Source organism: Clostridium gallinarum, from assembly GCF_014836325.1.
GTDB classification, from domain to species: Bacteria; Bacillota; Clostridia; order Clostridiales; family Clostridiaceae; genus Clostridium; species Clostridium gallinarum.
The window spans coordinates 31,407-43,552 of sequence record NZ_JACSQZ010000008.1; the positions used below are offsets into that span (position 1 = coordinate 31,407).

At 25.5% G+C, this 12,146-nt stretch carries 12 protein-coding genes, 1 pseudogene and 1 other annotated feature; of the genes and pseudogenes, 4 read left to right on the forward strand and 9 right to left on the reverse strand.

Annotated features, from left to right (window positions below):
• Window positions 1–5 precede the first annotated feature (5 nt).
• Window positions 6–2,237 (reverse strand): sensor domain-containing protein, encoded by a 2,232-nt coding sequence (locus H9660_RS03410; RefSeq protein ID WP_341479566.1) that lies wholly within the window; start codon window positions 2,235–2,237, stop codon window positions 6–8.
• 177 nt (window positions 2,238–2,414) lie between these two features.
• Between H9660_RS03410 and H9660_RS03415 the strand changes: the two genes are divergently transcribed.
• On the forward strand, window positions 2,415–3,140 hold the full coding sequence (locus H9660_RS03415) for a polysaccharide deacetylase family protein (RefSeq protein ID WP_191748581.1): 726 nt from the start codon (window positions 2,415–2,417) through the stop codon (window positions 3,138–3,140).
• Between the two features lie 70 nt (window positions 3,141–3,210).
• On the opposite strand, the gene H9660_RS03420 is transcribed toward H9660_RS03415, so the two are convergent.
• From H9660_RS03420 to H9660_RS03445, 7 genes are all read right to left on the reverse strand, one after another.
• Window positions 3,211–3,741, reverse strand: a complete 531-nt coding sequence (locus H9660_RS03420; RefSeq protein ID WP_191748583.1) for a tryptophan transporter — start codon at window positions 3,739–3,741, stop codon at window positions 3,211–3,213.
• 110 nt (window positions 3,742–3,851) lie between these two features.
• Window positions 3,852–4,083: a binding site (T-box leader), on the reverse strand.
• Between the two features lie 34 nt (window positions 4,084–4,117).
• Window positions 4,118–5,488 carry an MATE family efflux transporter gene (locus H9660_RS03425; RefSeq protein ID WP_191748585.1) on the reverse strand — a complete coding sequence of 457 codons (1,371 nt, stop codon included), beginning with the start codon at window positions 5,486–5,488 and terminating at the stop codon, window positions 4,118–4,120.
• Window positions 5,489–5,595: 107 nt separating this feature from the next.
• Window positions 5,596–7,347, reverse strand: a complete 1,752-nt coding sequence (locus H9660_RS03430; RefSeq protein ID WP_191748587.1) for a putative bifunctional diguanylate cyclase/phosphodiesterase — start codon at window positions 7,345–7,347, stop codon at window positions 5,596–5,598.
• Window positions 7,348–7,373: 26 nt separating this feature from the next.
• Window positions 7,374–7,499: a hypothetical protein gene (locus tag H9660_RS16450; RefSeq protein ID WP_279289568.1), complete on the reverse strand. Its 126-nt coding sequence runs from the start codon at window positions 7,497–7,499 to the stop codon at window positions 7,374–7,376.
• Window positions 7,500–7,518: 19 nt separating this feature from the next.
• A complete protein-coding gene (locus H9660_RS03435) occupies window positions 7,519–7,707 on the reverse strand; it encodes a DUF4250 domain-containing protein (protein WP_191748589.1) in 189 nt (62 codons plus the stop codon).
• Between the two features lie 299 nt (window positions 7,708–8,006).
• Window positions 8,007–8,873 carry a tRNA 2-thiocytidine biosynthesis TtcA family protein gene (locus H9660_RS03440; RefSeq protein WP_191748591.1) on the reverse strand — a complete coding sequence of 289 codons (867 nt, stop codon included), beginning with the start codon at window positions 8,871–8,873 and terminating at the stop codon, window positions 8,007–8,009.
• 71 nt (window positions 8,874–8,944) lie between these two features.
• Complete coding sequence (locus H9660_RS03445) at window positions 8,945–10,303, reverse strand: FAD-binding oxidoreductase (RefSeq protein WP_191748593.1); 1,359 nt, start codon at window positions 10,301–10,303, stop codon at window positions 8,945–8,947.
• A gap of 244 nt (window positions 10,304–10,547) precedes the next feature.
• On the opposite strand from H9660_RS03445, the gene H9660_RS03450 reads away from it, so the two are divergent.
• From H9660_RS03450 to H9660_RS03460, 3 genes and pseudogenes are all read left to right on the forward strand, one after another.
• Window positions 10,548–10,826: a spore coat associated protein CotJA gene (locus H9660_RS03450; protein ID WP_191748595.1), complete on the forward strand. Its 279-nt coding sequence runs from the start codon at window positions 10,548–10,550 to the stop codon at window positions 10,824–10,826.
• Window positions 10,823–11,086: a spore coat protein CotJB gene (locus tag H9660_RS03455; protein WP_191748597.1), complete on the forward strand. Its 264-nt coding sequence runs from the start codon at window positions 10,823–10,825 to the stop codon at window positions 11,084–11,086. Before H9660_RS03450 ends, H9660_RS03455 begins: the two co-directional genes overlap by 4 nt.
• Window positions 11,086–11,313, forward strand: a pseudogene (locus H9660_RS03460) (manganese catalase family protein); the annotation flags it as partial. The gene H9660_RS03455 and the pseudogene H9660_RS03460, both read left to right, overlap by 1 nt.
• Before the next feature lie 34 nt (window positions 11,314–11,347).
• On the opposite strand, the gene H9660_RS03465 reads toward H9660_RS03460, so the two are convergent.
• Complete coding sequence (locus H9660_RS03465) at window positions 11,348–12,103, reverse strand: DNA adenine methylase (RefSeq protein ID WP_191748601.1); 756 nt, start codon at window positions 12,101–12,103, stop codon at window positions 11,348–11,350.
• Between the last annotated feature and the right edge of the window lie 43 nt (window positions 12,104–12,146).

Sequence of the window (12,146 nt, forward strand, 5' to 3'; positions counted from 1 at the left end):
AATTTTTATTTTACCAACATCTTGGCTGCCTCTTCAAAATTAATTGGCTTACTAAAATAATATCCTTGAATTATATCACAATTACTTATTCTCAAATAATCTAATTGTTCTTTAGTCTCAACACCTTCTGCAACTACTAGTAAATTTAAGTAATGTGATAAATTAATAATACTATTTATTATATATTCACTTTTTTCCTCTATTACTATTCCATCTATAAAAGTTTTATCAATTTTTAATACATCTATTGGCAATATTCTTAAATAACTTAAAGAAGAATATCCTGTTCCAAAATCGTCTAACGCCAATGTAACTCCTATTTTTTTTAACTTTTCTAAAGTTTTTATATTTCTTTCTGCTGACTTCATAATTATACTTTCTGTTATTTCAAACTCAATATAACTTGAATCTAATTCATATTTTTTTAAAGTTTCTGCAATATACTTTACTATTTCTTCATCTCTAATCTGTACATCTGATAAATTAATAGCCATTTTAAATTTTCTATTTGTCATTAGTGATAATTCTTTACATTTTTTAAAACTTTCATTTATTATATAATTTCCAATTGATATTATTATTCCTGAATTTTCAGCAATAGGAATAAATTCATTAGGAGGAACAACGCCTAGGTCTTTGCTATTCCAACGTACTAAAACTTCAAATCCAATTACTTCTGTTGTGTCTAATCTTATTTTAGGTTGAAAAACTAATTTTATCTCTTCATTATCTATAGCAATTCTTAAACCTTTTTCTATATCAAACTCTCTATTTAAAACTTCTAAAATTTTAAAATCAAAAAATTCATATCTATTCTTTCCATTTATTTTAGCTAAATACATTGCCATATCAGCTCTCTTTATTAAAATCCCTAGTTCTTTTCCATCTGTAGGATATATACTAACACCAATACTAAGAGTACAAAATATATCCTTTCCATTAATATTTATAGGCTTACTAAACTTCTTAATTATATTATCTAATAAGTCTTTAATTTGCTTCCTATCCTTAATATTATTTTTCACTAAAACAAATTCATCTCCACCATATCTTGTTAATAATAGCTCTTCTATTTTCATTTCTAGTATAGTTTTAGAAAATTCTTTCAATAGTGAATCTCCTGTATCATGACCATATGTGTCATTTACATATTTAAAATTATCAATATCAATAAAAATTAAAGCAAATTTTTTATCTGGAAAACTTTTAATTCTATTACTTATTTCTCTACTAAAATATCTCCTATTAGGTATTCCTGTAACCTCATCATTAAAAGTAAGGTGATTTATTTCAATTTCTTTTTCTTTTCTTATTGTAATATCCGAAAGAGCTCCATGTATAAATATATCCCCATTTTTTTTAATAGTTTTTTTACCTTTAAATTCAACCCAATATGCTTTGTTATTTTTTCCAAGTATTCTATATTCAATAGTATAAAACTCATTCTTATTAGAATTTAATACTTTATTAAGTTTACACTTATACATCTCTAAGTCTTCTTTAACTATATAACTTTCCCAAGTAGCTGATGGAATTAATAAATCTCCATTTCCTGATATATTTAAATATTTTCTTATACTACTTCCTACTGAAATAATATTTTCTTTTACATTCCACCAATATACTATATCCTTAGATCCTTCTAATGCTAAACGATTTTTATCCTCTCTATCTTTATTTATATCTTCTAATCTTCTTCTTTCTGTAAAATCTGTAATTGTACCAGATAAATAGAATCTATCCTCTTTAATACTTCCCTTACCACTAAATTTTATGGTTAATTTTTTATCTTCTACATCTATGACACTATGTTCTAATACGAAATTATCTAATACTCTATTTTTAATCGTATATTCAATAAAAATTCTTATATCTTCTCTTTCCTCATCAGAAATAAAATATAGCCATTCTTCAAAATTAGTTATATCATTATTAATTTTTAATAAATCTTTTATTTTCTTAGATATAAATAATTTATTTGTTTCACTATTCCATTCCCATATAGCAGAATCTAAAGCTTCTATAGCAATTCTATATCTCCTTTTATTAGATTCATATTTATTATATAGCTTTTTATATTTATTGTTTTTATATATTAAATTAATAATAAGTATAAAAATTATACTTAACATAAATATAAATACTATAACTACAATATTTAACTTTAAATAAAAAAGCACTACACTTAAAACAGGTAAAATACTGAAAAACTTTAACTCTTTATACTTTCTTTCCACTCTTATCACCAAAGCCTTTTTAGATTTAAATTAATATATATATTTTATCACCTTATTCCATATTTTAACATAATATTATTTATTTACTATTAATATCATTTCATAATATATAATTTCCAATATATATTATTTTATTTTATGTTTTTTTAGGAATACTACTTTTAGGAGGTGATTTTAATGAAATTAAATAAAAAGTTAATGCTACTTTCAGTATTATTTTCTTTATTATTTACAACTTCATTTAAGGTTTATGCTACAACTAATAATATAAATTTAGAAGGTTCTAATAAAAAAACTGTATACATTACATTTGATGATGGACCTGGGGGAAATGTAACAAAAGATGTATTAGATACCTTAAAACAAGAAGATGTTCCTGCTACTTTTTTTGTAATAGGATCACAAATTAAAGGTCAAGAAGATATTATATTAAGAATGAAAAATGAAGGCCATAGCATAGGATTACATAGCTATTCTCATGATAGAAGTAAGCTTTATTGTAGTAATGATAACTTTTTAAATGAAATGATTAAAAGTCAAGATATTCTTTATAATGTTACTGGCGAAAAGTACAATATTTTGAGATTTCCTTTTGGCTGTAATAATAACAGTTATAAGTTAACTGAAGGATTAGTAAATGAATTACATAATAAAAACTTTAAAATTTACGACTGGAATGTTGATAGTGGAGATGGAGCAAACTATAAATCTTCTCCTGAAAATATTATAAAAAAGAGTTGTAAAAATGATGATAATGTTGTAATTTTAATGCATTGTTCATTTTTAAATAAAACTTCAGCTAAGGCATTACCTTCTATCATTAAGTATTATAAAGATAAAGGTTATGAATTCAAAGCTATAGATGAAAATACTCCAGAAATTTATAAGGTTATGAAAAAATAAAATACTTAGGCTGCTACAATTTAAAAGTTTTGTAACAGCCTCTTTATTTATATAGTAATTAGTTATTTTATTATTTACTAATTACTGCTCCTGTGACTTTTAATGCTCTTCCTATAGCTTTATATAAGATTGTTCCTGCAAATATATTTATAAATACAGCTGGCAAAACCACTACTATTATTAAAGAAATAAAGCTACTTGGAAGCCCAACTAATATACTTGCTGAAAATAAAAATATAACTCCACTTAATATTGTACCAAAACTTAAAGATACTATAATTTTTATATCATTATTTAATCTATTTCCTATAAGCTTAAAAATTAAATATATAATTTGCCCTACAACTACCTTATCTATAATATTAGGAAGTTGTCCTCCTGGAAATTTCGTTGTTAAAGCAGTAATTATTCCAATAATCAAACTAGAAATTAAAGTTGTCTTATAATCATCATTAATTAAAATAATTATAAATAGCATAGTCAAAGCAAAATCTGGTTGCATTGGTAATCCTAAAGCTGGCGTTATTTGATGTAATAGTGCTCCAATAGATATTAGTATTGCATTTAATATCATTTTTTTAACATTAATATTTTTCTCCATATTAATTCTCCTTTTTATTAAATATTTAAACTTTATTATCTACTCTCCTTCATCTCATAAATACCAGCTCCTTATAAATTTCTAAATAAAAAAAACGCCCTATACTATTTGTATAGGACGGTATTATCCGCGTTGCCACCTAAATTGCTTTAAAAAAGCCTCTCTCTTCAAGTACTATTATACTCTATTCCTTATATCGTAGGACATACGGTTCAACTACTTTAAAAATTTCGCATCACACCTCAAAGGCCCATTCACTATTTGCTATAGTACTGAAATCACACCATCTTCAGCTCTCTTAAACTTTACACACCAGCTACTCTTCCTTATCACAGGTTTTCTTTATTTTGTTATTTATATGATATTCTTTAAGTATTTATTTGTCAATAGCATTTTGGAATTTTTTTCTATTAGGTATTATAATCATAAATATAAATAATATTAGCAATAGTATTCCTTTGACTATACTTGTCCCACTTATGCTCCACCAAACACCATTAATCCCTAAGGCTAAAATACTACTTAAAAATATAGCTATAGGAATTCTAAATCCTGTAAGTATTATACTTACCCAAGATGGAGTTACAGTATCTCCAAATCCTGAAAAGGCTCCAGACGTAGTTATTTCAATACACATAAACAATTGAGAGTAACCTAATATTTTAAGATAAATAGCACCAGATAGTATAGCTTCTTCTTCTGGTATAAATATAGAAAATATACTTTCTCCAAAAAACACAAAAAGAATTGTTGAAAATATTCCTATTGTACATGCCATTATCATTGTAGCTTTATATCCTTTTAAAATTCTATCCCACTTATTAGCACCATAATTTTGTCCAACGAATGCTGTTAAAGCTGTTGCAAACCCTTCTGCAGTCATCCAAGATATTGCTTCTATTTGAGAGCCTACCTTTTGTACCGCAATTGCTACAGGTCCCCATGAAGCTACTATTCTACCAATAATCATTGCAAAAAATGCAAATCCACAATTTTGAAGTGCTGTTGGAATTCCAAGTTTACAAATTTTAAAACATACTTCTTTATCTAAGTATTTCTTATTCTTTAAACTTAAATTATATCCATTTTTAACAAAAGATATTATAAATATTATTGTTACTATTGCTTGAGCACTAACTGTTGCTATTGCTGCTCCTTCAACTCCTAACTTTGGAAATCCAAATAAACCAAATATTAAAATTGGGTCAAAAACTATATTAAAAACTAAACCAATAGTATTAATTAAAAAAGGAATTTTACTACTTCCTGAAGCATTAAAAATTCCTGTAAATAATGGATTTAAAAAGCTAAATATCATTCCAATAGATACTATAACTAAAAAATTAATACTCATATTTACTATTTCTAAGTCTCCTAATTTAAAAAAGTCTATAAAACTTTTTCTAAATATCAGTAGAATAATAGTATAAATTATAGCTATTATAATATTAATAAATAAACTATTATATATAAACTTGTTCTTTTCTTTATCATTTTTCTTTCCTATAGATTGTGCTACTCCAATTTCGGCACCTATTTTAGATATAAAAACTAATGAAGTACCAAACCAAGTAAAAAATCCTGCTGTTCCTACAGCTGCAACAGCATTACTGCCTATTCTTCCTACCCAAATCATATCAACCATATTATAAGCCATTTGTATAAAAGATGTGCCTAATATTGGTACTGCTAATTTAAATAGCGTACTTAATATATTTCCTGAAACTAAATTTATTGATTTTTTCATTATGCCCCCTATAAAAGTTCTATAAAAAACCTCATAATTAAAACAAATTTTACAATTATACTTTTATTGCTACAAAATTTATTTTAAATTATGAAGTTAACTTAACTTTATTTATAATCTATATTTTTATTTAACATTTCTACAACATTTTCAAAATTCTCTGGTCTACTGTAATAATAACCTTGTACAGTATCACAATCTATACTTTTTAAGTATTCAACTTGTTCTTTCTCTTCTACCCCTTCCGCTACTACATTAATTCCTAGTTTATGAGATAACTGAATTATTTTTTCTACTATATATCTACTTTTATCATTTTCAACCATATCAATTACAAAACTTCTATCAATTTTAAGCACGTCTATTGGTAACTTAGTTAAATAATTCAATGAAGAATATCCTGTTCCAAAATCATCAAGTGCTATAGATACTCCTAATTCTTTTATTTCAAGCAAGTATTTTATATTTCTATCTACCGATTTCATTATCATACTTTCTGTAATTTCAATTTCTATGTATTTAGGTGAAACTTTAAATTCTTCAACTAGAGATTTTATGTACTCTAATAAATCTCCTTCTCTTAATTGAATTTCTGATAAGTTAACTGCAATTTTAAAATTATCATATCCTTTTGATAATAAATAACTAATTTTTATAAAAACTTCTCTTAGCACAAATTTCCCTATAGGTATAATTAATCTTGTACTTTCAGCAACAGGAATAAACTCTCCTGGGCTTACAGATCCCATTTCAGAATTTTCCCATCTTATTAAAGCCTCAAATCCATTTACTTCATCGTCTGTTAAATTTACTTTAGGTTGAAAAACAACAAACATTTCATCATTATCTAATGCAGTTCTAAGTTCTTTTTGAATTGAATAAATTCTATTTATTTCTTTTGAAATATTGCTATTAAACATTTGCCATTGATTTTTTCCATTACTTTTAGCAATATACATAGCTGAATCAGCATTTTTTAATAAAACTTCTGATTCCTCTCCATCATCTGGAAATGTAGCCACTCCTATGCTTGCAGTAGTAACTATCTTTTTGTTATTAATTATATATGGTTCTTTTAGAAGATTCATAATTTTATTAATTATCTCTTTTATTTGTTTTAAATCTAATATATTAGGAACAAAAATTATGAATTCATCTCCTCCAAATCTACATAATAATTCATTAAAACTAAAAATTTTCTTTAAATCCTGTGAAAACTTTTCTAGAAAAAAATCTCCACATTTGTGTCCATAAGAATCATTAATAAATTTAAAATTATCAATATCAACAATTATTAAAGCTCCTCTGCTTTCTAATAAAGATTGCTTATTTAATTCCGCTTTTATTAATTTATTAAAATGTTTCCTATTACTTAATCCTGTTAATTCATCATAAAAGGTTATATACTCTAACATCAATTTAGCTTCTTTTTCAATATTAATATTATGTATATAACCTTCAAACTCTATAATATTATCTTTTTCATCTTTCTTAGTAAATCCTTTTATGCTAATCCAGATTTCTTTTTTTAATTTATTTGTAATTTTCAGTTCAACTTCTTTATTATTTTTTAATCCATCTATCAGAAAATTTATATAATCATTCCTAATATATTCCTTGATTTCTTCAGTATTCATAATTAGAAATTGATCATCATAGCCTAAAATATCTTTATTGTTCCCATAAAACATTATTAAGTTTTTTTCCAAACTTGCATAAATAAACAATCCTTTTATAGATTTTATAAACGACTGCTTGAAATTTAATAAAAATTCCTCATCCTCATTTAGATAAAAAAAATCCTTATTATCTATATTAAGGGAACCAACATCCTTGTTAATAAACCTTTCCCTATTCATATCAATAATCCTTTTCAGACTTTATTTTACTTATTTTCCTCTACAACTTCTTCTTTCTCTGCTTTTTCCTTATTATCCTTTATTAAAGTTGTAACTAATGCCGCTCCTGCTGCTACAAGAACAGCAAGTTTTCCTATTTTTTTTATTTTCATTAATACTCCTCCTAACAAATTACTTAAACTGATTTATATTTTCATCATATGTATATCCTATAGAATTTAATTTTTCTTTCAACATTTTTTCATCAATTTGTAAATCATCACATAAAATACTTAAATTAGAGTAAAAATCTCTAAGTTTCATATTTACAATACTTAATAAAATATTAGGATTCATATTTATATATTGATTATCTTCCATAATACTTCTCCTTTTTACATATTTTTAAGTTGTAATCTAAATAAAATATACCATATATTTTTTAATAAAAAAAGTATAATGTTTCGTTATTATGGTAAAATTTATACATTATAGAAAAACTGCTTAAAAGATAATCTTCTAAGCAGCTTTATTTTTATGATTTATTTTACCTCTGGTACTTTAGAAGCTTCACTTTTTTTAGGAGATTTATATCCTCTCTTTTCCCAACTTGCTTCTTGATTCTTTTTAGCCATGAAATCACCTCCGCTATACCATTAGTATAAATCATATAAATTTATTTATTCTTCATCATAAACTTCTAAATATTTAGTTTTTACACCATTCTTTTCCCAACCAAGAATTGAATCCATACTAACATTTTCTGCAGATTTAAATATAGATTTTTCTACTCCATCAAAATTCTTTTTAAGTTCTTTGATAAGCTCTTTAATCTCATATCTTTTGTTACCTATTTTTTCTGCAGCTACCATACATGCACAATTTAATGGCCAAATACCTGCGTTATTAGTAAATCTCTTTATATATTCTTCTTCTACATAATAAAGAGGTCTTATAAGTTCCATATTTTCAAAGTTTGCCGCTTTAAGTTTTGGTAACATAGTTTTAAAATTACCACCATATAGGACATTTAAAAGCGTAGTTTCTATAACATCATTATAGTGATGTCCTAAAGCTAATTTATTACATCCAAGTTCCTGTGCTTTATTATATAAAGATCCTCTTCTCATTCTAGCACAAAGATAACATGGATAATCTCTAGCCATTTTATCAACTACTTCAAATACTTTTCCTTCATAAATATGTACAGGTATTCCTAAATGATTGCAGTTTTCTATCAGTAAATCCTTTATTTGTGGATGATATCCTGGATCCATAGCAATAAATTCTAGTTCAAAGTTCATTTGACCATGTTTCTTTAATTCCTGAAAACATTTAGCCAATAATAACGAATCCTTTCCTCCAGAAATAGCTACTGCTATTTTGTCTCCTTCCTCTACTAAATTATAATCTTTAATTGCTTTCACAAATTTAGTCCATATATGTTTTCTATATGTTTTAACAAGGCTACGCTCAATTTCCTCTAACGATTTTTTTTCTTCAGTTGGAATAAGTCTTTCACAGCCTTTTCCCGCTATACTAACCAATTTATCACCTCATTTAATAATATTTATCAATTATATCATCATTTATTATTATTGTCTTCAATTTTAAAATACTACTTTTTCACCTTAATAGACTGAGGATAATCAAACATATTATACGGATCATATTTTCTCTTAATATCTCTCAATCTAAAAATATTATCACCATAATATTCCTTTTCATAACTTTCTAATTCATCTAAAGGAAAATTTACAAATGACCCATCTGTTAATGTTTTTATAAATTTAAAATTCTTTTTTACCCACTCTCTATTTTCAATAGAATACTTATCTTCATCCCAAACAGATTGTATTCCCATTATAAAACTTGCATCCCTATAGTAATAGGCTGTATCTAATTTATTTATATTAGAAATTACTCCTCCAAGCCCATATAAAGATATAGCTGTATAATAAAATCCTTCTGAAGGATTTTTTATAATTTTAATTAAATTGCTAATTTCTTTTTCACTATAGTCTCTAAATACAAACCTTCCCGTAGATTTATATTTTTCATACTCAGGATGACTATCCTGTATCCATCTATTACACTCTACTAAACTTTTTTCTTCTATATTTACTTCAAAATCATCTGTTATATTTAATATAGGCTTCAGTATTTTTTTAGCTTCACTTGAACTTCCATAAAATAATCCTACTAATTTAACTCCTATTCCTTTTTCCTTAGAGTTATATATAGCAGTCTTGAAATTCATCTTTATATCTAAGTTTTTAAATAATTTTTGTATTTCTAATATAACATTTAAAATAACTTCTTCGTTATCATATGGATAGTTTATATTAAGCAAAGTAGCCCTATTAGCCTCTTTTTTTAACTCTACAGTCATTGATGTTATAATACCAAAATTACAACCACCACTTCCCATAATAGCCCAAAATAAATCGCTATTTTCATTTTTATTTAAAACTAGCTTTTTACCTTCATAATTAATAATCTCTGCTTCAACTAAGCTATCTGATGCTAGTCCAAGATATCTAGAGGAGTATCCCCATCCTCCACCTAAAATTAATCCAGATACACCTACTGTAGGGCATCCACCTCCTGGAAAGGCATAACCCTTTGCACCAAAAGCTTCATAAGCTTCTCTGTTTCTAACACCACCACCTAATTTAGCTATTTTTTCTTTTTCATTTATATAAATACTGTTAATTTTACTTACATCTATTACTACCAAATTATTTCCTGTTGAATACCCTTCATAATTATGTCCACCAGATCTAACCCTTATTTCCTTTGAATTATTTCTCGCCCACTTAACAGCATTAATAACATCTTCATCATTATAACAATATATAATAACTGACGGATATTTTTCAATGGCTCTATTCCAAGACTGTATACTTTGATTATATTCACAACTTTCCTTTGTAACTATTTTACCTGTAAGCCCTGAATAATCATTTCCGTTCATTTAATCACCTTCTGTTTATTTTTTATATATAAAATAATATATCATACAACTATTTAAAGTTAAATAATAAGTATATAAATAACATACTGTATATTGATAAAAAATCTTTTAACTTTATTTCTAGCTATTTAATAATTTACTATAAATAAAATTTAATTTATAAATATATTTTAAATTCTTATCACGTTTTTTCTTTTTTTGACATAGTTTGTTATTAAAGCTCGATATTTGAAAGGATGTTTTTATGTATTATCGTAAAAATGATGATTGCAATAAATGCAATGATTGTATAAATAATCCTGATAAAGATTATTGTAATACTACTTGTAATGATTCAAGTAAAAACTGTTATGAATCTTACAAAGTTTTTACTCCAAACTTCTACGGAAAAGTTTTTATAAACTTACAGCCATATGAGAACTTATTTAATATGAATGATGCATTTTCAGCAGGAACAATATTTAAGGACTTATATAGTCCATATTGTGATGTTAAATATGTTGGAGGTGACGATAAGAAATGACAAAACATGAATATTTAGATAAAATTTATAGACTTCAATTTTTTATTGTTGACCTTAATTTATATTTAGACAATTTTCCAACTTGCGAAAAAGCAAAATCTGACTATGAAAATATTTCTTGCGAACTCAAAAAAACTATTTGGGATTATGAAAAAGAACATGGTCCTTTAACAAACTTTGGTTCTGCTTATTTTCAAAACCCAGAAAAATGGGTCAATTCACCATGGCCTTGGGAAAAATCTAAAGGAGGTAAAAAATAATGTGGTATTACGTTAAAACTTTAGAATATCCTGTAAACCTAAAATCTACTGATTTAAGAATGGCTAAGCTATTAGTAAGTCAATATGGTGGCCCAGATGGTGAACTATCTGCAGCACTTAGATATTTAGATCAAAGATACTCTATGCCTACTAACAAAGCTAAAGCTTTATTAACTGATATAGGAACAGAGGAATTAGAACATTTAAGATATATGTATAAATTAATATAAGAACTGGTATTTACTTATCAGTTCTTTTTATTTAGTAATTTGTTATTATTAACTCATTGTATTTACCTCTTGCACTATTCTCTTTAGCAATAGAATAATTTACTTTAACTTCTTTTATATTAAACTCTTTATATAACTCTCTAGCTAAAGGATGGTCATTTATTGTTAATAAGAACTTACCTTTTATTTGTTTAAGTTTATTTGCTAATAGTATATGTTCCTCTTCTGCAAATTTATTTCCATATCCACAAGTTTCAATATATGGAGGATCACAAAAGAAAAAGCTATGCTCTCTATCATATTTATCGATTATTTTTTCAAAACTTAAATTCTCTACATATGTATTTTTAAGTCTATCTCTTAACTCTAATAATACTTGTTTATAAAATATTTGTTGTCCTGGCTTAGTTGTTGTTCCATATCCATAATTCTTCCCCTTGCCAGCAAAACTTTGTGTTATTATATATAGAAATCTTATAGCTCTATGAATTTCTGTCATATATTCTAATGTACAATTTTTATACTCTTCAAATATATCTCGTCCACTAAATTCATATTCTAATAACCTTTCTACTTCTGGAGCATGATACTTTATTGTTCTAAATAAATTTACCAATTCTTTATCTATATCATTTATAACTTCAACTTTACTTGTTTCTTTACCAAAGTAAACCCATCCAGCTCCAAAAAACACTTCTATATAACAAGTATGCTCTGGAATCATTTCTATTATAGTTTTTCTTAATTTAGATTTTCCTCCTACTCTGCATATAGGTGGCTTCAACATAATATCACCTTCTTTAAAATATTTTCACTTCTATTTTAAAGAA